The sequence below is a fragment of the Nitrobacter vulgaris genome (assembly GCF_002028545.1).
Classification (GTDB): Bacteria; Pseudomonadota; Alphaproteobacteria; order Rhizobiales; family Xanthobacteraceae; genus Nitrobacter; species Nitrobacter vulgaris.
Genome location: NZ_MWPQ01000042.1, coordinates 1 through 26,403 on the forward strand (window position 1 = coordinate 1; position 26,403 = coordinate 26,403).

Here is a 26,403-nt window from a genome sequence, read left to right on the forward strand (position 1 = left end):
TTGCCCTCGCGCTGCCACTGCTGGTAGTTGCTGCGCGGCAGGAACATGCGCGCATGAAACAGCTCCGCACCACGGCGCACCGCCTGTTCGAACGGCATGTTTTCGAGGCCGTAGAGCGGGTTGTGGTGAATGAAGGTACGCATCGGCCAGAAAAACGGCACCGGCTCACCCGCCACATAGGCGGTCGAGCGTACCCGCAGACGCCGGCCGAGGTTCAATGCATCCACCATGACCACCCTCCGATCGAACCCAGCACCGCGGCAACGGCTGCGAGCATCAGCAACAGACCAGTGCTGAGTGACAAGTCGACTGCGCCCGCCGGGCGCGGCCATTCTTTCCCGAACAGGCCATGCTGCCACAAGATTGCGGCCGCCCAGCTCCACAGCAACCACACCGCAAGCACGACAGTCGCCAGACCAGCGGGAATCTGCTTCAGCACCGCAAACATGGCGAAGAACCCGGGGAAAGGAGGCGCCGCCAGAGCCGCGAGCAAGGTCAGCACCAAGGCGCAGGTCAGGCGCGGAAAGGCCGGGCCGATGCGCCCACGCAGTCCGAGATACGCCCCTCCGAGACGCTCGCTCAGGCTGGAGCCGAGAACCATCAGCAGCGCAGCGGGGATTGTCACCGCCAGAGCCACGAACATGAGCGCTTTACCGTGCAGACCGTGCAGCCACGCCAGCCACACCAACGGCCAAGCGGAGGTGGCCTGCAGCCGCGCCCAAATGAACACCTCCTGCACCGCAAGCAGCCGCCATGCATAGAGCAGCGCGGTGAACGCCGCCAATAGCTGCAGGGGAGTTATGTATTGCTCGGGTGGCGCGGCCGCCCGGTCGAGCAACAGCACCCCCGCAATGGGACACGCCAAAAGCACTGGAGCGCGCAACCACACGGGTAGCGCCTGGAGCCCGGCGTTGAACAACATGCTCAGGGGAAACAGCGGCAGCAGGATCAAGGCAAGGAACAGAGCGATCATGGCGGTCAGACCCAACGCAGCCAAATATTCACCCGCTTGGTCGCGGCCAGCAGGCTGCGTGACAGTTGGGTGTAAATGACGGACACATAGAACTCTCGCGAGAACAGGGCGTAGAGATTGAGGTAAATAGCGTTCCACCGTGTGCCGGGTTTCCCCCCGATTTCGAGCGACTGCGCATAAAATGTCACCAGCCAGGCGCCGACCAGCAACGCAGTGAAGAACAGCACAAGGATGACGAAAGCGAGGTCGTTGATGCCCGCCGCGGCATAGATGGCGTCGCGCAGCACCGGATCCGGGTAGAGGAAGGCCTCGAACGCATGTGCGATGAGTGTATAGCCCACCACTACGATGAGAAAGGACAGAAGGATCATGGTCAGCAAGCCCCATGCGTTCTCGCTAGGCAGCTTGTGAATGGAGAAGAACAATTGCGCGCCAGTGACCCAGCCGAAGAACAGCAGCACCACCGAGCCTTGCTTATGGAAGAAATCCTCCGCCACCACCCCGTGTGACAAGCCCAGCACCAGCACCGGCACCAGCACGGTGACGAGCGCGGCCAACAGCCAGGGCACCTTCTTAACTTCGCGCAGGGGACGGCGCTCGACCACGAAGCTGTAGATATCATCGGGCGGCACGCCATCCTCGTGGCGGCTTTCGCTGATGACATTGCCCGAGCCGAGGAACAGCGTGGCTTTGAACAATCCATGTGCGATGAGGTGATAGACGGCGAGCGAAAATGCGCCCAGCCCGCATTCCATGATCATGAAGCCCATCTGCCCCATGGTGGAATAGCCCAGAGATTTCTTGACGTCATTTTGCGTGAGCATCAGCGCCGAGCCGATCAGCGCCGTCACCAGCCCGACGACGAAGGCCAGGTGCAGCACGTTGGGCGCGTGAACGAACACCGGAGCGAAGCGGTTGAACAAGAATCCCCCGGCGTTGACAATGCCCGCATGCATCAGTGCCGACACCGGCGTGGGACCGTCCATTGTGTAAGGCAGCCAAGTATGCAACAGGAACTGCGCCGAGCGGGCAAACGCCGCCAGCGCCAGCAGTAGCGCCGCCAGCGGCACCACCGCCACCCCGCCGAGTTGCACACTCGGATCGGCGCTGATCCGTGTGAACAGTTCCGGCAACTGAGCGGTTCCATAGCCATGCCACAACAGCAACGCCGCGCCCACCAGCGGCAGATCGCCCACGCGATAGGTCAGAAACGTCCACAACGCATAGCGGCCACTGGCTTTGCGACTGGTGTCGAAGCCGAGCAGAAAGAACAGCAGCACCCCAATCAGGAACCAGGCGACCAGCAGCGTGACCAGATCGGCGGCGATAACCATCAGCAGGATCACGGCCGTCATCAGGTCAAGCTTGGCAAAAAACCGCACGTAGCCGGGCTCGTCGGCCATGTAGCGCACCGAATAGACATGCACCACCAAGCTGATAGCCGCCACCAGCACCGCCATCGCCACCGCGAGATGGTCGAGCAACAGAGCCGCCGGCCCGAGTCGAGCCAGCATCACCTCGCTCTCCGGCGCGGCCAGCACCGCCACCAGCATCGCCAGCGCGACAGCGCAGGTGACAGCGGTCATCGTCACGCTGATGCGCGCCGCCTGTGCCGGCCGACCGGCTCCGGCTAGCGGGGCGACGATCGCCGATAGTGCCGGTAGCAACGGCAACACCACTAGACACCAAGAGACCCATTGGTCCACGGCAACACTCCTTGTTCGATCGGGATAGCGCGATGCCGAAGCATTCGGGGGCCCCGCAGCCCCGGCTGGCCAAGCAGGCCGGCCGCAACATCATAAAGGATAGACTGAATAAGCAAATTTGATTTTCTTATTCAGTCCCCAAGGCGAGCTGATAACAACGCTTGCCGCCAGCACTCGGCGAATCGTTTTTCATGCAAGAGAATCGTCCATGGCCAAATACGTCGGACTCGACCAAGACAGACATGGGATGACCCCGCTCGGGCGAACCGTGCTTGATGCGCGCGTGTTCGGTCTCATTCCCGAGACACAAGACTGCGCGAATTGGGACGCCGGCCAGATGCAGGCGTTGATGAGCAAAGTGGACCAGCTTTGGGATCAATACGGCAACGTTCCCAGCGCGTTGCCACCGGAGTTGGCCGACCGCCACAAGCGCGTTTATGCCGAGGCCATCGCCCGTGCAAAGGCGCGTGGCTGGGACGCTGAACTGGACGATAACGATTAGCTGGCCTGCGGCGGCCCGGGTTCGAAACCAGCCCTTTGCTCGGTCAGGCTAGTGCCTCCCAGGCGTCCTCGCCGCCGCGCTTCGCAGCAGATGTCGGTGGCAGCGGAGAGCTGGGGATGGCGCGTGCCGTGCAACGATCTGTGACGACGGGTCGCATCACCTCGGCGTCAGGTCGCAGGATGTGGAGGCTGCGAAAGGTGAATGATCGCACGCCTTACATCTCATTAGTCTATTAGGGGCAACGCGTTCACGCTCATGGCTGGCGCTGATTGGTGCACAATCTCTGGCAAACATTGCAGCGTGCGCCAACGAGCGGTTGAAAACGACACCCCTCGCAATCGAGCAATGGAACCAGCCCAAGCCAGTCGCTCGCGCATACTTGGCGAACAAACAGAATGCCTCGTTCTACTGGGCCTCATGCGGGTTTCTGCAGGTGCCCAGCCGCAGCCTCGATCAGTAACACTGATGGGTCGGTCGGGTATTTGCCGCCTTCCCGTCCTGAGAGGAACCTTGCCCTCGCCGACGTCGACGCGCCCCTGCTTCAGGGCCCATTGAAAGGAGATGCGCAGTCCATTCGTGCAGCTATGAAACAAAACGATGGAAAGAATTCCAAAACCCGCACCGACATCGCCGAAGCTATGCTGGCACAGCCCTTTCGTGCGCGCCCTTCTCGAGACGCTTGCTGCGTCGCCAGGCGGAACCGAGAGACCTTAGTTGTCGGTGGCCATATGGCACAGCTCCAGTGCCTTTGCTGCCCGAGATTTCAGATTCAATCGCAAGCAACCCGAAGGCGATACCAAGCGGTAAGACTCCCGCGGCGCATTGGACGCGAAAGTCAAAGCGGCTCAGTGCACCGTCATCCAGGCCCGCGCGTCGCGTTGCGCCATGACAATCTCGGCCTCGGACATCAGCGCCGCAACCTCGCGGCGCATCGCGGCCGCGTCAGTGTGTCCCTTAAGCGCTGCAAGATTGAACCATTTATGCGCGGCCACCAGATCGACCAGGCCGGCCCGACCGCTCGCCCAATACAGGCCCTGTTCGAAAAGAATATCCTGAATAGCGTCAGCGCTTACCGGCACCGCCGTCTCGTAGTCGATCTGCCCCTGATACATCTCTCTGTTCCTTTTTTTGCCACCCCTGCTTCGAGTGCGGCCCATCCACCTGTTGGCGCCCCGCTGGATCCAACCGCCGTTCGCCGGCGTGCCGTCCAGACACACGGATCATGGAGGTTAAATTTGAAGAGCAGTTTAAGTATTGGGATGAATCGAACGTGAACACCGTTGCGGACAGGAATCGCACCGAATCAAAAAACCCTTATGTGAGAGGGGTTTTTGTAGTTTCACAGGATTCGATTTACTGTTTCATTTGGCAAACTGCTAACCATCGCCACAGCCCGGATCCAACCGCGCTCGCTAAAGCAGGAGGCCGGACGCCGTAAGCATCACGATTCGCCGCCTTCCTGCGACAGATCAACTGCAAATGATGGAAAATGGCAGCGCCGGGGCTGAGCCACGCCAGCGCAGGACGAGGGCGTCGGTGAACACGTCAGGACCAACTCTCACCGCAGCCGAGGCTGCAAGTGATCGCGGATCTTGATATCCGCGTCGACGAAGACCGACGGTGAAACTCACCGCGTTCTTCCTTCGGATCGGTTGTCGCGGGGGGAGTTCCGAAACGACGATCCGACCGTTTGACCTGATGTCTCGCCGACACCCTCTCTCGTCGCCAAAGCCCGAATTTGAAATCTGTTTGGAAACAAACTCTCTTCGGCTCCTACGACTTCGCCGGCATCAAGCTGCCGGCGATTCCAAAGCGAACTTATTTCTTCTTCTTGGCGACCTTGCGGGTCTTCTTCGCAGTCTTCTTCACTGCGCTCTTCGTCTTCTTCACCTTCTTCGTTTTCGCTTTCGCCTTCTTCGCTTTCTTGGCCATGTTGCCCTCCAGATGTAGTGAGATGGCTTAGTCGCTGCATGCACTCGGGAATCGAAGTGCACATCATTCGAATACACCAACATATTGAAAAAAACAGTGTCTCGCTTAAGGAAGTGTTGATGCCTTACAGCGGCAAGACGGCAGCACGCACCGCGATGATGCGGAGACTCGTTGACGAGAGGCGCCAGCAAGCTAAGAAACCCTGCGCAGGCGCTTCTCAATATTTTTAAGAAAACCACTGCGCCGCAGCGATATTCTGCATTCAACAAATCAGCGATAGATGCGCAGTACGCATCGTGACGAGTCGGAGCGAAGGTGAAATCGATATAGGCATGGACTCCGAGTCGCGACTTTTGGCAATAAAAATATTTTCACCAACAAGCTTGAAAGCCACCGCTCGAGCCCGCCATGACGCATCGCTTTTGCGAATCGTGAAATACGATTCGCAAAATTGATCCTGCTCTCACTACTCTTCCGGGCGCTGTCGGCTCGTTGGGACAGGTTGCGAACTCAGTTGGTACGAGCCCGTGAAGACGTTTGCGAGCGGTTGGTGTTGTAGTCGATCCTCAGTCCTCGATGACTGGCGGGCCTCGTCGAGGCTGACGAACAGATGCTCGTTGAGGCATTAGGCGCGAAGCGGCCTTTGAAGCTTTTGACAAAGCCTTCTGCATCGGTTGGCGGGCGTAACGTAGCGCCACTCCGCGCCATGCGAGGCCAACTCCTTCAGCCAGGCCCGCAACGCTCAGCCAAACAAACGCAAGCGCCGTCGCACCATGCGGTCGGGGCGAGGAATGCAGCCGCGCAGCGTTGAAACTACGGTCGAAGGTTACAGACCAAGCTTGGTCTTGAGCAGATCATTCACCGCCTGCGGATTGACCTTGCCGCCAGACGCTTTCATCACTTGACCCACGAACCAGCCGATCATCTGTGGCTTGGCGCGGACCTGCGCGACCTTGTCCGGGTTGGCAGCGACGATATCCTCGACCGCCTTCTCGATCGCACCCATGTCGGTGACCTGCTTCATCCCGCGCGCCTCGACCAGCACCCGCGGATCGCCGCCCTCGGTCCAAACGATCTCGAACAGATCCTTGGCGATCTTGCCGGAGATGGTTCCCTCGCCAATCAGGTCGATGATCGCAGCGAGTTGGGGCGCCGATACCGGCGATGCCGCGATGCTCAGGCCCTCTTTGTTGAGGCGTCCGAACAGTTCGTTGATCACCCAGTTGGCGGCAACTTTCCCATCGCGTCGCGCGTTCGCAAGACCGGCCAGAACCGACTCGTAGAAGTTGGCGCTCTCATGCTCGTTGACAAGCACGGCGGCGTCATAGGGTGTCAGGCCGAGATCCGCGATGAACCTTGCCTTCTTCTGGTCCGGCAGTTCCGGCAGATCGGTCTTCAACGCATCGACGAAGGACTGCGAAAACTCCAGCGGCAGCAGGTCGGGGTCGGGGAAATAGCGGTAGTCGTGCGCCTCTTCCTTGGAGCGCATCGCGCGGGTCTCGCCCTTATCCGGATCGAACAGCCGGGTTTGCTGATCAATGCTGCCGCCATCCTCGAGAATTTCGATCTGACGCCGCGCCTCGTGTTCAATCGCCTGACCGATGAAGCGGATGGAGTTGACGTTCTTGATCTCGCAGCGCGTACCGAAGGGCTCGCCCGGCCGGCGCACCGAGACGTTGACGTCGGCGCGGAGGCTGCCTTTCTCCATGTCACCGTCGCAGGTGGCGAGATAGCGCAGGATCGTCCGCAGTTTCGTCACATAGGCCTTGGCCTGTTCGGATGAACGCATGTCGGGCTTGGATACGATTTCCATCAGCGCTACGCCGGAGCGGTTCAGGTCGATCGCGCTCATGTCCGCGTGCTGCTCGTGCAGAGACTTGCCGGCGTCCTGTTCGAGATGTAGCCGCTCGATCCCGACCACAAAGCTCGTGCCGTCAGCAAGATCGACCACGACTTCACCCTCACCGACGATCGGCGACTTGTACTGGCTGATCTGATAGCCCTGCGGCAGGTCGGGATAGAAATAGTTCTTGCGATCGAACACCGAGCGCAGGTTAATCTGCGCGTTCAACCCAAGCCCGGTGCGCACCGCCTGGCGGACGCATTCCTCGTTGATGACCGGCAGCATTCCGGGCATGGCCGCATCGACCAGCGAGACATGGCTGTTGGGGTCACCGCCGAAGGCGGTCGAGGCGCCCGAAAACAGCTTTGCGTTGGAAGTGACCTGGGCGTGGACTTCAAGCCCGATCACCATCTCCCAGTCGCCGGTTGCGCCTTTGATCAGGTTAGACGGTTTGACAGGTGCGTTCATGCGCGGCTTTTACTCCGGGGTTCGCGATTGGGAAACCCCATCTTACGCGGGATGTCCACGCTCGCTTACTTGCTTCCGGCAAACATGCGAAACGCGGAGCTTGCCCGCAATGCGTCCCGGCCTGCCGCGATGACCTCATCCACCTGCTGCGGCGGCAAGTGGAATCGGGTCGGAACAGTCTCGAGGCGAGCAGCGCGCGCGGAATCAAGTTGATCGAAGCCGACGCGGCCTACGAAAAATTTCAGATCGTGACAGTTCCAACCCGGACGCGCCCCGTAACGGGCGCGCTCCGCCGCAGTCAGACCACAGCGCCAACGGACCAGCGCCGCCTGCCAATCACCCATGGTGCGCTCGAAGGCGGTGTAACCCGCGCCCACACTGGCATCGATCGCGGTATTCGCCGCCGCCTTGACCAGATCGACGCCGCTTGGACCTTCAATGGTATTGATCCAGTTGCCTGAAACGCCGGTCTTGGCATCCACGACCACAAAAAGTCCGCGCCGAATTTTGACGGCCTGCTCGGGTGACAGCGGTTCATAGGGAGCGCGCGCCGACAGCAGCGCGATGGTGAAACCGGCCAAGCCGTAGTTGTCGACCAGACCACCGTCGAGCAGCTTGATGTAGGGAATTTCGCCATCATGATAGCGGCTGATTGCTTTCGCAAAGGCGCTCAACATCGGCGGCGCGTTGCGATTGTCGCGCGCTTTCAAGATCCAGGCCGGCAGCGGATCCTTACATCGACCCGGAAAGGTCTGAATCACCACCGGCGCGAACGCGACGGGGACCGCCGCCGACGCCGCCACCGCGTTTGCCAACGGATAAGACTCGAGGTCGCTGCACATTGCGCTGAACGCAGTCACACCAAAGACAAAGGGCGTGCGATTGTAGATGTCGGAGGCGTTGATCCACACCCGCGGGCGTACCGTCTTTCGCAGATCGGCGAAGGTCGCGCCATGAAACAGGTTGGCATCGAGCCAGCGCGGCAGGCCGTTGGAATCGTTGATACCGCCGGCGAACGCTTTGCTAAGCGTGGCAAGGTTGAGGTTGGTTTGAAGCCCCTCCTCGGCATTGCGCAGCAGGAATTTTTCACGGAAGTCGGCCATGGCCGCTCGTTTGCGCAATCCGAAATACGCAGCGGTTACCGACCCTCCCGACACTCCGGAAATGAAATCGATGCGGTCGATCATGGATGCGCCGCCGCCGCGCACTGGCGTCTGCGCCAGTTCTTCTAGCACACCGAAAGAAAAAGCAGCCGCCCGCGTACCGCCGCCTGAAAACGACAGCGCGACCAGATCGTCGTCGGTGGCGGTGCGTTCTTCGAAGTTTTCGTGCAGTTGGCCCGCGAGATCGGCGCTGCTGCCCGGCTGGTTGACAGGCGCGTTCTGGATCGACGCGCAGCCGAGCAGCATCGCACACAGTCCGATGACAGCTAATGCTGAACGCATGGTCCTAAAGTCGCCCCGCCAATCGCGCGCCGACTATGGTTCGGGGCGCGGCGAATGGCAATCCGTCTCGACCGGCCTACCTCCCGTTGTGGTCAATTTGCGGCGCCGGTACCGCGCATGAAGCGGCAATGAAATTGGCGGGGCGACCACCCCCGAATGAGCTAGCCGCTTTGGCCGCCCAGCAATTCCGCGACGATCTGGCTCCACTCGTCCTCGGACGAACCTTTCGCAAACGGCTTGTCGGCGCGGCGATACCAGTAAGCGGCGTTACCGATCTCGCGACCATCAAGCCGATGCAGATAGGCGTGTACCCAGGCGGCCTCCGGCCCCACCAGCGGCTGCACAATGACGTGCGCCTTATTCCAGTCACCCTTGGCAGCCCACCACAACGCCGCAAGCTGTGGCGAAACACCCCCCGGCGGGGCCGCACTCGTCAGGCTGGCTTTGAAAGTATCTGGAGTCACCACCACACCTCGGGTTTAAAGCGCCCGGTAGCCTGCTCGATAATCGCGCCGAGCGAAAGCAGCGTCTCCTCGTCGAACGGCCGACCAATCAGTTGCAGTCCGAGCGGAAGTCCCTGAGCATCCTTGCCCGCAGGCACGGAAATACCCGGCAAGCCCGCCATGTTTGCCGTCACAGTGAAGATGTCGTTGAGATACATCTCGATCGGATCGGAGCCAGCCTTCTCGCCGATGCCGAAGGCGGCGGACGGCGTCGCCGGAGTGAGGATCGCGTCGACCCCCGCTGCATAGCAATCCTCGAAATCCTTTTTGATCAAGGTACGAACCTTTTGTGCGCGGAGGTAATAGGCATCGTAGTAACCCGCCGACAAAACATAGGTTCCGATCATGATGCGACGGCGGACCTCCGCGCCAAAGCCTATCGCACGCGTATTTTCATACATTTCCACAATGTTGTTGCCCGCTGCCCGGGCGCCGTATCGGACGCCATCGTAACGCGCGAGGTTTGAGGACGCCTCGGCCGGTGCGACGATGTAGTAAGCGGGCAGTGCGTATTTCGTGTGGGGCAGCGACACCTCCACAAGTTCGGCGCCAGCGGCTTTCAGCCAGTCGGCACCCTGCGACCACAGTTTCTCGATTTCAGCGGGCATTCCGTCCAGCCGGTACTCCCTGGGAAGGCCGATCTTCATTCCCTTGACGGATTTGCCGACCACGGCTTCATAGTCGGGCACGGCACGATCGACTGAAGTCGTATCCTTGGGATCATGGCCTGCCATCGAGCGCAGCAGGATCGCCGCGTCGCGGACGGTACGCGCAATCGGCCCCGCCTGATCGAGCGACGACGCAAACGCGACAATGCCCCAGCGGGAGCAACGCCCGTAGGTGGGCTTGATGCCGACGGTACCGGTGAAGGCTGCGGGCTGGCGGATGGAGCCGCCGGTATCGGTCGCGGTTGCGCCGAGACATAATCCGGCCGCCACCGCCGAAGCCGATCCGCCGGATGAGCCACCGGGCACCAGTTTCGCGTCGGAGGCTTGCCGCCGCCACGGATTGAGCACCGGACCGAAGCACGAGGTCTCGTTGGACGAACCCATCGCGAATTCATCATTGTTGAGCTTGCCAAGCATCACCGCGCCGTCACGCGTGAAGAGCTGCGACGTCACCGTGGATTCATAAGGCGGCTTGAAATCATCGAGGATTCGCGAACACGCCGTGGTCCGTGTGCCTTCCGTCGCAAACAGATCCTTCACGCCGAGCGGAAGGCCATTGAGCGGTCCGCCCTCGCCTTTGGCAATCCGCCCGTCGGCCTGGCGCGCCATCGCCCTCGCCTGCTCCGGCGTCTCGAGCACATAGGCGTTCAAGACGCGCGCCCGCTCCATCGCCGCAAGATGCGCGTCGGCCAGTTCGAGCGCGGTGAACGATTTGCCCGCGAGACCGTCACGAGCCTCGGCCAGCGTAAGCGAAGTCAAGTCTGTCATTTATCAACCGCGCTGCAAAAAAAAGGCGATAGGGTTCTGTCGTTCCTGGGGTCATCGGCAGGCGCCGTATCGTTTGCCTGAAGTCTTTCGAAAACGGTCTTCATCGCCTCGTCGGGATCGGCGGTGCGGCCCTCGCGTTCCATGGCGTCGAGGTAATCCATATAAGCCCGATACGACTTTTCATCGCCACAGAGCAGACACATCGAATCAAACCCTGCTATTCGACGACCTTCGGCACCAGAAAGAAGTGGTCATGAGTCACCGCCGCGTTGGCGACGATCTTGTCCGCGATCTCGCCGTCATTCACCAGGTCGGGCCGCATTTTCATCGCCATCGGCGTCACAGACGTCATCGGTTCGACACCGTCGACGTTCACTTCCTGCAACTGCTCAACGAAGGCAAGGATCGCGTTCAGTTCGCCCTGGAGATGGGGAACCTCGGTGTCATCGACCGCTATACGCGCGAGATGCGCGATGCGGCGGACGGTAGCGGCATCGACGGACATATTAGGCCCCCGCAGGCGTCTATCGTAAGGCATTGGCGCCCTACAAGCGTTACGCCTATAGCAGACCCGGCTTTCGCACTGCAACCATCCGTGATTGCCAAGGTCGCGCAAACGGTTCCTTAGCCCCCTTTTGCCCTGCCTGTCTTGCCCATGATATGCGGTCTCATGCCTGCATCCATTCTCCCGTTGATCGAAGCCGCCGCGCATTGGCCTGAGCGCGGAGCGCTTGTCGGACTCGATCTCGGCACCAAGACCATTGGCGTCGCGGTGTCCGATCCGGATCGTCGCCTCGCCACCGGCGTGGAAACCATCCAACGCAAGACGTTCACGGTCGATGCCGCGCGGCTTCTTGCCATTGCAAGCGAACGTCGTGCGGAAGGTTTCATTCTTGGACTGCCGATCAACATGGACGGCAGTGAGGGGCCACGCGCACAGTCGACCCGTGCTTTTGCGCGCAATCTGGCAAAACTCACCGATTTCGCAATCGGGCTATGGGACGAGCGGCTCTCGACGGTCGCCGTCGAGCGCGAGTTGATCGGATTGGACATGAGCCGCGCAAAGCGCGCCAAGGTCATCGACGAGCATGCCGCGATCTTTATTCTTCAGGGTGCGTTGGACCGGCTTGCGGCACAGCGGCGATCGTCCGGACCGGAGCGATCACGGCTGATTGGCGAGCCATAACGTCTGTAGCGTCGCCGCGAGATTGTTGAGGCCATGCAGGATCACGGTCGGCCAGATCGAACCGCTGAGGTATCGCAGGTAACCGAACAGCAATCCGATCGAAAAGATCTGCCCGAAGAAAAACCAGTCGTATTGAAGGTGCATCGCTGTCCATACCATCGATGACAGCAAGATCGCGCCGGTGGGGCGCAAGAACGACTCCGACCAGCCGCGATACAGGAATCCGCGCGTCAGAAGTTCCTCGCTGACGGGCGCCACGACGCAAAATGAAATGACCAGAAGCCACAGCGCGCCATCGGCGCGGGCCGACTTTGCCACATCGACCATGAATGCAGCCGAACTTTCGTGTCCCACCGCATTGGATATTCCCTCCCAGCTGATGACAAGCACGACCATGGCGACGATGCCAAGCAGCAGGTAGCGCCATGAGGTCCAGCGCAGCGCGAGATAATCGGCGAACGACACTCCCGACAGCCGGATCGCGATCCACAGCGCGAGCAGGGCCGCAGGCAGCCCCATGATGACCGATAGTGAGATGGTCAGACCTCCGCCGGCCAATTCCTTGACCTCGTCGAAACTGAACGGCGCACGATCGGTGATCAGGAAATAAGCAAGGACGGATAGCTGTCCTGCAAACATCGCGGCGAATACCACGATCCCCCAAAGGCTGGTGCCAAGAAATTTCCACGTTTGCGGGACGCGGGTCGGTGAAGGAGCCAACGCCGGCGGCGTCACAGGATCACTTTCGGGTATACTTACTCCGCTCGGCATTTGCTTACCCCCGATTCATGGCAGCGCCCGCTCTAGCAGATCGCGGCTCTGGGCGGCGGACAATTCGGCCGTTCCGAACAGGCGCCCATGCGTGCCGCCGAGCCGTGTCGTCGCAAACAGCGCGGCCTGATTTGGCGAGGTCCGGTTGAGCGCCGCGACCGCGGCCAGTTGCGCGAGCGTCTCCACCGCCTGGCGCGCGACGCGCTCACAGTCGGGCCGACGGAAAGTCTTGGCAAGAAATGCTACCGCTTCCGCCGCACCGGGCAAACCATTGGTATCCGCCACGAAATCTTCGAGCACGGCGACAGCCGCCTCGCCTTCGTGGGCCAGCGCCCGCAGCACGTCGAGGCACATCACGTTTCCGGACCCTTCCCAGATCGCGTTTACCGGCGCCTCGCGATAGTGACGAGGCAGAATATTCTCCTCGACATAGCCGTTTCCCCCCAGACACTCCATCGCCTCATACAGAAAGCCCGGCGAGCTCTTGCAGATCCAATATTTCACCGCGGGCGTCAAAAGCCGCATCCATGTCGCCGCTTTCGGGTTAGACGGAGCTTCATCGCACGCGCGACACAGCCGCATCACCAATGCCAACGACGCTTCCACATGCAGCGCCATATCGGCAAGAACCGCATGCATCAAGGGCTGATCGACGAGACGTTTCTGGAACACGCTGCGATGACGTGTGTGATGCAGCGCATGTGCCAGCCCCGAGCGCATCAAGCCTACCGAGGCGATGGCGCAATCCTGCCGTGTTAACTGCACCATCTGGATGATGGTGCGAATGCCGTTTCCTTCGTCACCGACACGCCGGGCATAAGCCTCGATAAATTCCACTTCGGACGATGCATTGGAGCGATTGCCGAGCTTGTCCTTCAGCCGCTGGAGATGAATCGTGTTGACCGAGCCGTCTGGACGGAAGCGTGGCATGAAAAAGCATGTTAGTCCGCCATCCGCCTGCGCCAGCACCAAGAACGCGTCGCACATCGGCGCCGACATGAACCACTTGTGACCGGTGATACGATAGGCGTCGCCATCGCGGACGGCGCGGGTCTGGTTGATGGACACGTCGGTGCCGCCCTGCTTCTCGGTCATGCCCATGCCCAGGGTGATGCCGCGCTTGGTCCACCACGGCGCAACCGACGGGTCGTAGCTGCGGGTCGCAATCACCGGCATCGTTTTCGCCAACATGTCCGGCTGCACTGCGAGCGCCGCCACTGAGGCACGAGTCATGGTGATCGGACAGAGATGCCCGGTCTCGACCTGCGCAGCCATATAGAATTTTGCCGCACGCACCACTTCCGCCGCGCCGGCTGCCGGTTTGCCCTCGGCCGTCCAGGTGGAATTGTGGAGACCGGCATGAGCGCTGTTCGCCATCAGTTCGTGATAGGATGGATGGAATTCGACCTCGTCGCGCCGGTTACCGCGCGCATCGAACAGCCACAGCTTCGGCGGGTTCTCGTTGGCCAGACGGCCGCGCGCGGCCATCGCCGCCGAGCCCCAATGCTTTCCGAACGCCTCCATTTCGTCGCGGGCTGCGGCTCCGCCGTTCGCAGCTGCCGCCTCCGCCAACGGACGGTCGAGCGTAAATAGATCAACGTCTTCGAACGGCGGCGACTGGTTGAAGACCTCGTGCGTCCTGAATGGTTGCGTCATGAACCACCTCCGCCGGCGCTGATGCCCATGCGACTTTATGCCGGAACCGCGGCGAGTTCACGCCGACGGTCTCCACTTCATTTACCGTGACCTCCGCTTCGGCGGGGGATAACCCGCTCGCGCGCTGTTCGGCCTTGCCCGACGGGGCAACTCTGCCTATAGCTCTGGCTTTAATGACATCGCCAGCCAAATCGAGCTTTGTCCTTGGACACCGGCATCTGCTGGGCATCGAGGGCCTTTCCGTCGCCGACATTACCGGCCTCCTCGACCTTTCCGAAGAATACGTCGAATTGAACCGCCAGGTGGACAAGAAACGAACCTCCTTGCGCGGGCGTACCCAGATCAACCTGTTCTTCGAGGCTTCGACCCGAACCCAATCGTCATTCGAGATCGCCGGCAAGCGGCTCGGCGCCGACGTGATGAATATGTCGGTATCGTCAATGTCGACTCGCAAGGGGGAGACGCTGGTCGATACCGCGATGACGCTCAACGCCATGCACCCGGACATTCTGGTGATGCGACATTCAGCTTCCGGCGCGGTGGAGCTTCTGGCGCGCAAGGTTGACGGTTCCGTTATCAATGCTGGCGATGGCGCCCACGAACATCCGACCCAGGCGCTGTTGGATGCCCTGACTATCCGCCGCAACAAAGGACGGCTGGAGGGACTTCTGGTCGCGATTTGCGGCGACGTGCTCCACTCGCGTGTCGCGCGCTCCAATATCATCCTGCTCAACGCCATGGGCGCGCGGGTCCGCGTCGTTGCACCCTCCACGCTGCTGCCACCGGGCATCGAGCGCATGGGCGTCGAAGTCGCCCGCGATATGCGCGAGGGGCTGGACGGCGCAGACATCGTGATGATGCTCCGGCTACAACGCGAACGGATGAGCGGCTCGTTCGTGCCGTCGAGTTCCGAGTACTTCCATTATTACGGCCTCGACCAGAAAAAGCTCGCATACGCCAAACCTGACGCGCTGGTCATGCATCCGGGGCCAATGAATCGCGGCGTTGAGATTGATTCAATCGTCGCGGACGGCACGCAGTCTCTGATCCGCGAACAAGTGGAAATGGGCGTAGCGGTGCGGATGGCAGTGCTGGAGGCGCTGGCGAGGAACCTGCCGAATGCATGAACCCGACCGTTCCGGCCGATTTGCAGGGCGAGCATTAGCGAGCGCTCTCGATTTGCGAAGGTGCAGCACATGCTAAGTGGTCACCGCCCCGTCCTGCTCGCCAACGCTCGCATCGTCGACCCTGCCCTCGATCTCGATGGCCCTGGGGATGTGCTCATCACTGACGGGGTCGTTCGTGACGCGCGCCACGGCATCGGCGCCGCAGGAGTGCCCGAAGGCACCGACATCATCGACTGTGCCGGCAAGATCGTCGCTCCTGGCCTGATCGACATACGCGCTTTCGTCGGCGAGCCGGGCGCCGGCCATCGCGAAACCTTTGCATCCGCGAGCCGCGCCGCCGCTGCCGGCGGGATCACCACCATTGTCTGCCAGCCTGACACTTCGCCGGTGATCGACAATTCCGCAACCGTCGATTTCGTGCTGCGCCGCGCGCGGGACACCGCGATCGTCAACATTCATCCGATGGCGGCGCTGACCAAGGGTCTTGCCGGCAAGGAAATGACCGAGATCGGCCTCTTGAAGGAGGCAGGCGCGGTCGCCTTCACCGATGGTGCCCGCAGCGTGATGAATGCCGGGGTGATGCGTCGCGCCCTCACCTACGCCCGCGACTTCGACGCGCTGATCGTCCATCACACCGAAGATGCCTTTTTGGTCGGCGAAGGCGTCATGAATGAAGGCGAGCTATCTGCCCGTCTCGGATTGACGGGCGTTCCGACGGCCGCGGAAGCGGTGGTGCTGGAGCGCGACATGCGGCTCGTGGGACTCACCGGCGGTCGTTACCACGCGGCGTCGCTCACCTGCGCGGAATCTCTCGATATTCTCAATCGCGCGCGCGAGGCCGGACTTCCTGTCACCGCGTCCGCATCAATCAATCATCTAACTCTAAATGAAAACGATATCGGTCCATACCGCACGTTTCTGAAGTTGTCGCCGCCACTGCGCGGCGAGGATGACCGCCGCGCGCTGGTCGCAGCGCTGGCGTCAGGCCTGATCGATGTGGTGATGTCCGACCATAACCCGCAGGACGTGGAAACCAAGCGCCTGCCTTTCGCGGAAGCTGTGTCCGGCGCGATAGGGTTAGAAACCATGCTGACGGCGGCGCTGCGGCTTGTACACAACGGGGAACTCGATATCAAAACCCTGATCCGGGCAATGTCGACGCGGCCCGCAGAATTGCTGGGTTTGCCGGGCGGATCATTACAACCGGGCGCACCCGCCGATGTGATCGTGATCGATCCTGACGTCCCCTGGATTCTCGATCCCGCCGATCTCAAATCGCAATGCAAGAATACGCCATTTGACGAGTCGCGCTTCCTGGGCCGTGTCGTCCGCACAATCGTCGGCGGACGCACGGTTTTCGAACACGTCTGACGCCACAATAAGGGCGGCCAGCGAAGGTATCCGAACCAAGGAACACCCGCTGCGCAGGCGGATGGACGCGAACCTCATGCTCTACCTTGACATGTCGGTTATGGCGCGATGAAGCCGATCTATGGTTTACATCTGCGAAGTGAAGCCCGGAGCCCCTCACGATGTCTTCTTCCATCATTGCCGTGATCGCCTTCGTCTTCGGCTACCTGTTCGGCTCAGTCCCGTTCGGGATGATTTTGACGCGGCTCGCCGGAACGCAAGATCTGCGTTCGGTCGGCTCCGGCAATATCGGTGCAACCAACGTGCTGCGGACCGGACACAAGCGACTCGCCGCGGCAACGCTTGTTGGAGATATGCTCAAGGGCACTGCCGCCGTACTTGTTGCAGGATCGCTATGGGGACCTGCGGCCGCCATGGCTGCGGCACTCGGTGCGTTTCTCGGCCACCTTTTTCCAGTGTGGCTGAAATTCCATGGCGGCAAGGGCGTCGCAACCTATATCGGGGTACTGCTGGGCCTGTGCTGGGCGACAGCGCTCGCCTTCTGCGCGATCTGGCTGCTTGTGGCGTTCACGACACGCTACTCGTCACTGTCGGCACTCATCGCCAGTCTCCTCACGCCGCTGCTGTTGTGGTGGCTCGGACACCCGCAGCAAGCGCTGCTGTTTGCGGTGCTGACCGTGCTGTTGTGGTTCAAACACCGCGACAACATCCGGCGTCTTTCCGCGGGCAGCGAAGGCAGGATCGGCGCGAAAGCGTAACGGCGATCTGGGATCAAATTGATCAACGCCGCATCCGAGGTTGCTCCCTCGCGACAACTTGGGCAAAGCTCACCTGGAGCATTTCCGCTTTTTACTGATTGGGAGCGAACTCCAGTTTGTTGTTTTGACGCGTTTTCTTCACGCGAACCGGTATCCACTTCGCTCGAAAACGCTCTAGCTTTGGGGGCAGGCGTGGACATCCGGAATCCAGACAGGCGGCTGAACGAAGCGCAGCGGATCGATTGGCTGCGGCTTATCCGGTCCGAAAACGTCGGGCCTCGGACCTTTCGTTCCCTCGTGAACCATTTCGGCAGCGCCCGTGAGGCCCTCATCCGGCTACCCGATCTGGCGCGGCGTGGCGGAGCTTCGCGTCCCGGCCGGCTTTGTGCGGAAGCCGAGGCGCGGAACGAGTTGGCGGCTGCCCGGCGGATCGGCGTCAGTTTGCTAGCGCCAGGAGAGGCCGGCTATCCCCCGCACCTTGCAATGATCGACGACGCGCCGCCACTGCTTGGTGTGCGCGGCAACCTCGATGTCATGGAGCGTCCCATGATCGCGATCGTCGGCTCACGCAATGCATCCGGCGCCGGTCACAAGTTCGCGCAAACGCTGGCGCATAATCTCGGCGATGCCGGCTTCGTCATCGTATCGGGACTGGCACGCGGTATCGATCAGGCAGCGCATCGTGCAAGCCTGGCACGCGGTACTGTCGCAGTGCTTGCCGGTGGCCATGACCGTATCTATCCGTCGGAGCATGAGGATCTGCTAGCGGCAATATTAGAAGGCGGCGGCGCGATTTCTGAAATGCCGATGGGGCATGTGCCACGAGCCCGTGATTTCCCGCGGCGCAATCGCCTGATCTCAGGCGCTGCGATCGGTGTTGTCGTGGTCGAGGCCGCGCATCGATCTGGCTCGCTGATCACCGCCCGCATCGCTGCCGAGCAAGGCCGCGAGGTTTTCGCCGTGCCGGGCTCGCCGCTCGATCCTCGTGCCGCCGGCACTAACGATCTTATCAAGCAGGGCGCGACTCTGATTACCGAGGCATCCGACGTCATCAATGCCGTCCGGCCGATCTTGAGACGGCCGGTCGATCTACCCGCTGAAGAACCGGAGCACGGCAGCACCTGGACCGAAGAGCCTGCCGCAAGCGACCGTGCGCGCATCGTCGCCTTGCTTGGTCCCGCACCGATTGGACTCGACGATCTGATTCGGATGGCGGATGCCCCACCAGCCGTCGTGCGTACGGTCCTGCTTGAACTGGAACTGGCCGGACGACTGGAGCGCCATGGCGGCGGTTTGGTATCAATGATCTGACGGTCTGTTCGACTCGATTCGAAGTTGCAGCGATTGTAGCGTCTTCAAAGCGACTACTGGACGGGAGCCGATGGCGGCGGCGCGGACCAAGAAGCGGCGGGCTCCAATGGCGGCGATGCCGGCTCCGTCCTAGGCGAAGCTGATGGCGACGGCGCTGCGGAGGTCGATGGCGACGATACGGCGACAGAGTCGGAGGGAGCTGGCGCCAGCGTGGAACTCGCTGCTTCCGACGGCGGCAGGGCTTCGCTCTTGCCGACCTTCGGCGCAGGCGTCACCGCCGGAACGGGATCGGCGCGCAGAGGCACCGCTTTGGGTTCACCGAAAGGCGCAGCATCGGTCGGAGTGCCATCCGCCTTGTTGCGTTCGGACGCGCTGGGTTTCTCGGCTTCAGATTTATCAACGCCAGGTTTTCCCGTTTCGCTTCTACCGACGTCGGCCTTATCGCTCTCGGATTTGGCTGGATCAGGCTTCGATGCGTCCGGCTTGACCGCTTGCGGCTTTGCGGCTTGCTCCAGAGCAGGCTGTTTCTCGTCGGCCTGTTTCTTGGCAGGCTCCGTTTTTGGCGCTTCGTCCTTGACCGTCTTTTCTTCGGCCGCTTCTTTCTTGCCGGGCTGCGCCTTGGGCGTCTGTCCGTTAGCTGGTTCTTCCTTAACCGCTTCTTTTTCCTTGGCTGGCGTCACGTCGGACGGTTCAGTCTTCGCCGTCTCGGGCTTCGTCGCAGCGTCGCTCGGAGACGCGCCCTGCCCCGCGGCGCCAGCTTTCGTCGATTCGTCCGGGGCCGGCTTGCTTTGCTTGCTGAGCTTTTTCCTGTCTCGAGGCTTCCGCCTATCCTGCTGACTGGCCTCCTCCGAAGCCGGTCTCGCAGTCTCGGGATTCTCGGCGGCCGGCCGCATGATGCGCCTTCCATACCGGTCCTTACCTGCCTGTGGTTCATTCTGCGCGGAAGGATCAGGCTGCGCCGCCTGAGGAAGCGGCCTCCTGCCCTGTCCCTCCGCCTGCCTCGGTTCCGGTCTCACATCACCCGGAGATAACCTGGGTCGTTCAGGGCGGGACCGCTGATCGGTCGCGCCTCTGGAAATCAGATAGGCACTAAGCATCCCGGCCATGTCGGGGCCGGTGGTATAATGCTGGCGCAGGAAGCCTGGCAACGATCCGGGCGGTACCGTCCTGAGTAGCCCGCGCACCGCTTTGTGGCAGGAGGCGCAGTTCCCCGAAAACATCTGGGCAGCCGACTTTCCTGCCTCGAGATTTTGCGCTCCGGCATCACCCGCGAAAACAACGATCATAAGCATCGTCGCTAAACTGAGCGCTCGGCTCGACATTCTCATCCTCCGGGTGCGGAAATTGCGCGGCCGCCGCGGCGGCACACCTTTTAGCTCATTATGCTGCGAATGGAAGCGTAGAGATGAATGTAAACACATGACCGCAGCTCGATTCCGGATATCGGCCTTGCGATCAGAACATTGGTGAACCGGCTTCCGCGACATTATTATTAATTATTATTGCTGATGGAACTTGGACGCCATTCCCAGACGTTATGGCGGCTGATGCGTCCTCGTGATGATGGTGGTTTCGATGGACCGTTTGTTGCGGTTTTTTCTGAACCAATTTATCCGGCGCGGCTCGATCACATTCGTAACCGCGAGCGGTATGGCCTTCACTTGCGGCGATGGCACCGGGGAACCGGTTCGGGTCCGGCTGACCACGAAAGACGTCGCACGCCAGCTTCTGCTCGATCCTGAAATGTCTTTCGGCGAGGCCTACACCGACGGCACAATGCTCGTCGAACGGGGATCGATTGCCGACGTTCTGGCGATCATCCTCGACCAGCCCGACATCATGCCGCGCTGGGCGAAGCTGCAATGGTGGCTCCGCTATCTCGCCCGCAACTTCCAGCAATTCAATCCTCGCGGACGTTCCATAAACAACGTCTCGCGCCATTACGATCTCGACGGCCGTCTCTACTCACTGTTTCTCGATGCCGACAAACAATACAGTTGCGCGTATTTCGAAACTCCGGACATGACGCTGGACGACGCCCAGCTTGCAAAGAAGCGGCATATCACCGCCAAGATTCTGGTCGAGCGCGGCCACAACGTCCTCGATATCGGCTCGGGCTGGGGCGGGCTCAGCCTTTATCTCGCGGAAATGACTGGCGCCAACGTCACCGGCATCACGCTTTCGACCGAACAACTTCAGGTGTCGAAAGCCCGCGCGGCTGAGAACAACATGACGCGGTCGACGAAATTCCTGCTCCAGGACTATCGCGATATTCCCGGATCGTTCGATCGCATCGTATCTGTCGGGATGTTCGAGCATGTCGGCGTCGACCACTACGATACCTTTTTCAAACGTTGCGCCGAGCTACTTGAACCCGACGGCATAATGCTGCTGCATTCGATCGGCCGTTCCGAGGGCCCGGGCATTACCAATCCCTGGATCGCGAAGTACATCTTTCCGGGCGGCTACATCCCCGCGCTGTCCGAAGTCCTGTCAGCCATCGAGGGCGCCGGACTGCTCGTCTGCGACATCGAAATCCTGCGTCTGCACTATGCAGAGACGCTGAAGGCATGGCGTGAGCGCTTCATGGCGAGACGCGAAGAAGTCGTGTGGCTCTACGATGAGCGGTTCGGGCGCATGTGGGAGTTTTATTTGGCAGCATCGGAAATGTCGTTCCGGAAGCAGAACCTGATGAATTTCCAAGTTCAGATCACGAAACGGCAAGGCACCGTACCTATGACGCGCGATTATATCCAATGTGGGGAAGCGAAACTGCGCAATCTTGAGCAAAAACAGCGGCCGCGGTTTCAAATCGCCGGCGAATGAGCCGCTTCAAATCGGGAAATTTCAGTTTCGAAGGCTAAGTGCGATCCTTAGTGCTGTGAATATAGGCCGATATGCAAAGTCGCTCCGTCATCCATTCGAAGTTTCGTTTTGAGCGTCAGCCCGGCTCGGCGAGTCGAACGGAGATTTGTCGCTGGCGACAGTCAAGTTCCTTGCATTTTCGACTCAAGTTTCATTCAAGGTCATGTGGGAATCGGGCATAAGGGGCAGGACCTTGCTTTCGCCGTCCACCGGAGCGGCGCTTTATGCGGGGCCTGTATCCCACAAATAATCCAGGTCAGAATCCGAAAGCCATGGCTGATTCGAACATCCTGAAGCTTGCGCCTGACGCGACGACACCAGCCTATCGCACCCCGCCGCACAACATCGAAGCCGAGCGCGGCATTCTCGGTGCCATTCTGGTCAACAACGACGCATTTTACAGGGTTTCGGATTTCCTGGAGCCGAAGCATTTCTTCGACCCGATGCATCGGACCATCTTTGAGACCGCAGGCAGCCTGATCCGCGCTGGCAAGATCGCAACGCCTGTCACGGTCAAGACGTTCGTTCCCGCTGAAACCGATATCGGCGGAATGACCGTAAGTCAGTACCTCGCCCGTCTGGCGGCGGAAGCGACCACGATCATCAACGCCCTGCATTACGGACGCACAATCTATGAGCAGGCGTTACGCCGCGACCTGATTCACATCGGCGAGGACATGGTCAACGTCGCCTACGACGCGCCGGTCGATTTCGCGCCGCGAGCGCAGATTGAGGACGCCGAGCGCCGACTCTACGAGCTGGCCGAATCCGGCCGCTATGAAGGCGGCTTCCAGAAATTCTCGCAGGCGATGAAGATCGCACTCGACATGGCGGCCAACGCCTACCGCCGCGATGGAAAGCTTTCCGGCATCGCGACGGGCCTGCGCGATCTCGACTCGAAAATGGGCGGATTGCAGCAGTCCGACCTGATCATCGTGGCCGGCAGGCCGGGCATGGGCAAGACCGCGCTCGCGACCAACATCGCCTACAACATCGCCAAGACTCATGAGTCGGAGCTTCAGCCTGACGGCACGATGAAGACCGTCAATGGCGGGATCGTGGGCTTCTTCTCCTGCGAAATGTCGGCGGAGCAACTGGCGACTCGTATTCTCGCCGAGCAGACCTGCATTCCCTCGAGCAATATTCGGCGCGGCGGCATCACTGAAAACGATTTCGAGAAGATCCGCGATCACACCATCGAGCTGGAGCACCTGCCGCTCTTCGTCGACGAAACCGGCGGCCTTTCGATTTCACAACTCACCGCGCGCGCCCGCCGTCTGAAGCGGCAGAGAGGGCTCGACGTCTTGGTGATCGACTACATCCAGCTTCTGCTGGGTAGCGGCAAGCGCAGCGACAACCGCGTGCAGGAAGTCACCGAAATCACCACCAGCCTGAAAGCGCTGGCGAAGGAGCTGAACGTTCCGATCATCGCGCTGTCGCAATTGTCGCGTCAGGTCGAAAATCGCGACGACAAGCGCCCGCAACTCTCAGATTTGCGCGAATCCGGCTCGATCGAACAGGACGCCGATGTCGTGATGTTCGTCTATCGCGAAGAGTATTACCTCCAGAACAAGGAGCCTCGGCCCGGCACGCCTGAACATGAGAAATGGCAACTCGAGATGCATCTGGTGCACGGCAAAGCCGAAGTCATCATCGGCAAGCAGCGCCATGGGCCGACCGGCACCGTCGAACTACAGTTCGAAGGCCAGTTCACCCGCTTCAGCGACCTCGCACATGACGGTCACCTGCCCGAACGCATCTAGCGTCGATTCCGACAGTCGCCTCACGATGCGGCGCGCTACAATATGAGCAGGCTCGATTTACAGCCTTTCCAAGCATACGACTCGCGCTGTTGAACCGCCGCACAGCCGAGCGTACCATGCGGCATGAATCTCATTCCCGATTCCAAAATGACCTCCAGCAGCGTGCCCACCGATGCCGGCGCGGCTATTGCGACGGCTGCGGCGATCGGCACCCTCACCGTCGATCTGGACGCTATAGTCGCCAACTGGCGCAAGCTCGAAAAGACCGCGGTGCCCGCCGAATGTGCGGGGGTGGTCAAGGCCGACGCTTACGGCTGTGGAGCCCGACCCGTGGTGCGCGCGCTGAGCGCCGCCGGATGCAAAACGTTTTTCGTTGCCACGCTCGATGAGGCGCGCGTGGTGCGCGGTGCCGCGGCCGCGGCCGACATCTATGTGCTGGACGGCTTTTTTCAGAATTGCGGTGACGCTTTCGCGGCAATCAATTGCCGGCCCGTGATCGGCGATCTCAACGAACTTGCGGAATGGGACGTGTTTTGCCGCCGTACCGGCTGGGCGGGCGGCGCGGCCATCCACATCGACACCGGCATGAACCGCCTCGGTCTCACCATCGATGAAGCGCAAGGCATCCTTCCAAGGATCGACGCCGGCGATCATGGTATCACGCTGGTGATGAGTCATCTGGCGTGCGCGGACAGCCTCCATCATCCTCTCAATGCCAGTCAGGTCGCGGCGTTTCGGGAGACCGCCAGGCTGTTTTCCGGCGTTCCGTCTTCGCTGGCGAACTCGTCTGGTATTTTTCTCGGGCCGCAATATCAATTTGACCTGGTGCGTCCGGGCGCCGCGCTCTACGGCGTCAACCCCACGCCGGAAGCCACCAATCCGATGCAGCCGGTGGTCGAGTTGAAGGCGCGGATCTTGCAAACCCGCTCGATCGACAAAGGCGAAAGCGTCGGCTACGGCGCGACGTGGACCGCGCGGCGGCCGACCCGGCTTGCCGTTGTCTCGGCGGGATACGCCGACGGATATTTCCGTGCCGGCGGCAGCAATGACGGTACGCGCGGAGCCGACGTCATTGTCGCCGGAACGCGATGCCCGGTGGCAGGCCGGATTTCCATGGACCTGTTGGCGGTCGACATCACCGACCTGCCATCTCACGCGGGAGTCCGGCGCGGCCATCTGGCGACGCTCATCGGTGAAGGCATCACCGTGGACGAACTCGCTCACCATTTCGGCACCATCGGTTACGAGGTGCTGACCAGCCTGGGCGGCCGCTACAACCGAATCTACAAGGGCGGTCCAGCCGAGTCGTGAGCTAGCGTCGATCACAGAATGCCCAAATCCGCCCTCTCCTTCGTCTGCCAGAACTGCGGCGCGGCCTATAACCGCTGGCAGGGCAAGTGCGACGCTTGCGGCGAGTGGAATACGCTGGCCGAGGAGGACGTAAGCGGCGCGACGACGATGCCGGTCAGCATCCGCTCCAAGCGCAAGGGCCGATTGTTCACACTGGAAACGCTAACGGGTAAGACGCAGGATGCGCCGCGCCTCTCCTCCGGCATGACTGAGCTCGATCGCGTCACCGGCGGCGGCTTTGTCCGCGGCTCGGTTCTGCTGGTCGGCGGCGACCCGGGGATCGGCAAATCGACTTTGCTCACGCAAGCGACGAGCCTGCTGGCGCGCGCCGGCCATCGCGCCGTCTATATCTCCGGTGAGGAAGCGGTCGCGCAAGTGCGATTGCGCGCCGAACGCCTTGGGCTTGCCGACGCACCGGTGCAACTGGCAGCGGAAACCTCTGTTGAGGATATCGTCGCCACTCTGTCCGAAGGGTCGGTACCGCGCCTTGTGGTGATCGACTCGATCCAGACCATGTGGACCGACACGGTGGAATCCGCGCCGGGAACCGTAACCCAGGTGCGCGCTTCGGCGCAGGCCCTCATTCGTTTCGCAAAAAAGTCCGGGGCGGCGCTGATTCTGGTGGGCCACGTCACCAAGGACGGCCAGATCGCTGGCCCCCGCGTGGTCGAGCACATGGTCGACGCCGTGCTGTCGTTCGAAGGTGAAGGCTCTCAACAATTCCGTATTCTGCGAGCGGTGAAGAACCGGTTCGGCCCCACCGACGAGATCGGCGTCTTCGAGATGACAGGACTCGGCTTGCGCGAAGTCTCCAATCCGTCCGAACTGTTCCTGTCGGAACGTGATCTCGGTAGTCCGGGCACGGCGGTCTTCGCGGGCATCGAGGGCACCAGGCCGGTGCTGGTGGAACTACAGGCATTAGTGGCGCCCACCTCGCTCGGCACACCGCGGCGCGCCGTCGTCGGTTGGGATTCGAGCCGGCTGTCCATGGTGCTGGCGGTTCTCGAAGCTCACTGCGGGGTCAAGCTCTCGGGTCACGACGTTTATTTCAATGTGGCGGGTGGTCTGCGAATCAACGAGCCAGCCGCCGATCTTGCCGCGGCTGCGGCGCTCGTGTCTTCACTGACAAACGCCCAACTCCCGACCGACGCGGTCTATTTCGGCGAGATTTCGCTATCTGGCGCGGTCAGACCGGTGGCCCAAACCTCGGCACGGCTGAAAGAAGCCGCCAAGCTCGGATTCGGACGTGCCGTGCTGCCGGAATCGGCCCGTGGAGACGTCGGCGGCGATGCTGGCCTGTCGCTCAATACCGTCGCCGGATTGACGACGCTGGTGGCGGATATCGCAGCGCGCGGACAAAGCCGCTCTAGCAAGGCCACCGAGCCGGAGAAAAATGCCACACCTGCCCGATTCCGTCGTCAGGACGGCTAAAGCGGC

General features: G+C 61.2%; 23 protein-coding genes. 10 read left to right on the plus strand and 13 right to left on the minus strand.

The window, feature by feature from the left end; all coding sequences use genetic code 11:
* From B2M20_RS10935 to B2M20_RS10945, 3 genes are all read right to left on the minus strand, one after another.
* Window positions 1-230 (minus strand): putative inorganic carbon transporter subunit DabA (locus B2M20_RS10935; RefSeq protein ID WP_139372887.1); only part of this gene is annotated, 230 nt, incomplete at its 3' end.
* The gene (locus B2M20_RS10940) at window positions 215-973 is read right to left on the minus strand and encodes a hypothetical protein (protein ID WP_079447082.1); all 759 of its coding nucleotides are present in this window, start codon (window positions 971-973) and stop codon (window positions 215-217) included. The genes B2M20_RS10940 and B2M20_RS10935, both read right to left, overlap by 16 nt.
* Before the next feature lie 5 nt (window positions 974-978).
* Entirely contained in the window at window positions 979-2,679 is a 1,701-nt protein-coding gene (locus tag B2M20_RS10945; RefSeq protein WP_079447083.1) for a proton-conducting transporter transmembrane domain-containing protein, read from the minus strand.
* Between the two features lie 208 nt (window positions 2,680-2,887).
* Here B2M20_RS10945 and B2M20_RS10950 point away from each other — a divergent pair, with 208 nt between their 5' ends.
* Complete coding sequence (locus B2M20_RS10950; protein ID WP_079447084.1) at window positions 2,888-3,181, plus strand: hypothetical protein; 294 nt, start codon at window positions 2,888-2,890, stop codon at window positions 3,179-3,181.
* A gap of 845 nt (window positions 3,182-4,026) precedes the next feature.
* Here the strand turns inward: B2M20_RS10950 and B2M20_RS10955 are convergent.
* From B2M20_RS10955 to gatC, 7 genes are all read right to left on the minus strand, one after another.
* Window positions 4,027-4,293, minus strand: coding sequence for a hypothetical protein (locus B2M20_RS10955; RefSeq protein ID WP_079447085.1), 267 nt, complete (start codon window positions 4,291-4,293; stop codon window positions 4,027-4,029).
* Between the two features lie 1,646 nt (window positions 4,294-5,939).
* Window positions 5,940-7,424, minus strand: coding sequence for an Asp-tRNA(Asn)/Glu-tRNA(Gln) amidotransferase subunit GatB (gene gatB / locus B2M20_RS10960; RefSeq protein ID WP_079447086.1), 1,485 nt, complete (start codon window positions 7,422-7,424; stop codon window positions 5,940-5,942).
* Window positions 7,425-7,489: 65 nt separating this feature from the next.
* Window positions 7,490-8,869: a patatin-like phospholipase family protein gene (locus B2M20_RS10965; RefSeq protein ID WP_079447087.1), complete on the minus strand. Its 1,380-nt coding sequence runs from the start codon at window positions 8,867-8,869 to the stop codon at window positions 7,490-7,492.
* A gap of 161 nt (window positions 8,870-9,030) precedes the next feature.
* Window positions 9,031-9,339, minus strand: coding sequence for a hypothetical protein (locus B2M20_RS10970; RefSeq protein ID WP_420799311.1), 309 nt, complete (start codon window positions 9,337-9,339; stop codon window positions 9,031-9,033).
* Window positions 9,330-10,808 carry an Asp-tRNA(Asn)/Glu-tRNA(Gln) amidotransferase subunit GatA gene (gene gatA / locus B2M20_RS10975; RefSeq protein ID WP_079447088.1) on the minus strand — a complete coding sequence of 493 codons (1,479 nt, stop codon included), beginning with the start codon at window positions 10,806-10,808 and terminating at the stop codon, window positions 9,330-9,332. The genes B2M20_RS10970 and gatA overlap by 10 nt, the downstream gene beginning before the upstream one ends.
* Entirely contained in the window at window positions 10,805-11,011 is a 207-nt protein-coding gene (locus tag B2M20_RS20270; RefSeq protein WP_079447089.1) for a hypothetical protein, read from the minus strand. The genes gatA and B2M20_RS20270 overlap by 4 nt, the downstream gene beginning before the upstream one ends.
* 14 nt (window positions 11,012-11,025) lie before the next feature.
* A complete protein-coding gene (gene gatC / locus B2M20_RS10985) occupies window positions 11,026-11,313 on the minus strand; it encodes an Asp-tRNA(Asn)/Glu-tRNA(Gln) amidotransferase subunit GatC (protein ID WP_079447090.1) in 288 nt (95 codons plus the stop codon).
* 165 nt (window positions 11,314-11,478) lie between these two features.
* Between gatC and ruvX the strand changes: the two genes are divergently transcribed.
* Complete coding sequence (gene ruvX, locus B2M20_RS10990; protein ID WP_079447091.1) at window positions 11,479-11,994, plus strand: Holliday junction resolvase RuvX; 516 nt, start codon at window positions 11,479-11,481, stop codon at window positions 11,992-11,994.
* Here ruvX and B2M20_RS10995 read toward each other — a convergent pair.
* Entirely contained in the window at window positions 11,971-12,765 is a 795-nt protein-coding gene (locus tag B2M20_RS10995; RefSeq protein ID WP_079447092.1) for a CPBP family intramembrane glutamic endopeptidase, read from the minus strand. The genes ruvX and B2M20_RS10995 overlap by 24 nt on opposite strands.
* A gap of 15 nt (window positions 12,766-12,780) precedes the next feature.
* Window positions 12,781-14,421 (minus strand): acyl-CoA dehydrogenase family protein, encoded by a 1,641-nt coding sequence (locus B2M20_RS11000; protein ID WP_079447093.1) that lies wholly within the window; start codon window positions 14,419-14,421, stop codon window positions 12,781-12,783.
* Window positions 14,422-14,594: 173 nt separating this feature from the next.
* On the opposite strand from B2M20_RS11000, the gene B2M20_RS11005 reads away from it, so the two are divergent.
* The 4 genes from B2M20_RS11005 to dprA all read left to right on the plus strand — a co-directional run bounded on the left by B2M20_RS11005 (window position 14,595) and on the right by dprA (window position 18,988).
* The gene (locus tag B2M20_RS11005) at window positions 14,595-15,548 is read left to right on the plus strand and encodes an aspartate carbamoyltransferase catalytic subunit (RefSeq protein ID WP_079447094.1); all 954 of its coding nucleotides are present in this window, start codon (window positions 14,595-14,597) and stop codon (window positions 15,546-15,548) included.
* Between the two features lie 69 nt (window positions 15,549-15,617).
* Window positions 15,618-16,919, plus strand: coding sequence for a dihydroorotase (locus B2M20_RS11010; protein WP_079447095.1), 1,302 nt, complete (start codon window positions 15,618-15,620; stop codon window positions 16,917-16,919).
* Between the two features lie 161 nt (window positions 16,920-17,080).
* Window positions 17,081-17,677: a glycerol-3-phosphate 1-O-acyltransferase PlsY gene (gene plsY / locus B2M20_RS11015; RefSeq protein WP_079447096.1), complete on the plus strand. Its 597-nt coding sequence runs from the start codon at window positions 17,081-17,083 to the stop codon at window positions 17,675-17,677.
* Window positions 17,678-17,869: 192 nt separating this feature from the next.
* Complete coding sequence (gene dprA, locus B2M20_RS11020; RefSeq protein ID WP_079447097.1) at window positions 17,870-18,988, plus strand: DNA-processing protein DprA; 1,119 nt, start codon at window positions 17,870-17,872, stop codon at window positions 18,986-18,988.
* 53 nt (window positions 18,989-19,041) lie between these two features.
* On the opposite strand, the gene B2M20_RS11025 is transcribed toward dprA, so the two are convergent.
* Window positions 19,042-19,881: a prolipoprotein diacylglyceryl transferase gene (locus tag B2M20_RS11025; RefSeq protein ID WP_139372888.1), complete on the minus strand. Its 840-nt coding sequence runs from the start codon at window positions 19,879-19,881 to the stop codon at window positions 19,042-19,044.
* A 682-nt stretch (window positions 19,882-20,563) separates the two neighbouring features.
* Here B2M20_RS11025 and B2M20_RS11030 point away from each other — a divergent pair.
* The 4 genes from B2M20_RS11030 (at window position 20,564) to radA (ending at window position 26,397) form a co-directional block, all read left to right on the plus strand.
* Window positions 20,564-21,814: an SAM-dependent methyltransferase gene (locus B2M20_RS11030; protein ID WP_087881168.1), complete on the plus strand. Its 1,251-nt coding sequence runs from the start codon at window positions 20,564-20,566 to the stop codon at window positions 21,812-21,814.
* Window positions 21,815-22,125: 311 nt separating this feature from the next.
* Entirely contained in the window at window positions 22,126-23,616 is a 1,491-nt protein-coding gene (locus tag B2M20_RS11035; protein WP_079447186.1) for a replicative DNA helicase, read from the plus strand.
* 123 nt (window positions 23,617-23,739) lie between these two features.
* A complete protein-coding gene (gene alr / locus B2M20_RS11040; RefSeq protein ID WP_079447099.1) occupies window positions 23,740-24,927 on the plus strand; it encodes an alanine racemase in 1,188 nt (395 codons plus the stop codon).
* Between the two features lie 18 nt (window positions 24,928-24,945).
* Entirely contained in the window at window positions 24,946-26,397 is a 1,452-nt protein-coding gene (gene radA / locus B2M20_RS11045; RefSeq protein ID WP_079447100.1) for a DNA repair protein RadA, read from the plus strand.
* The last annotated feature ends 6 nt before the right edge of the window (window positions 26,398-26,403 follow it).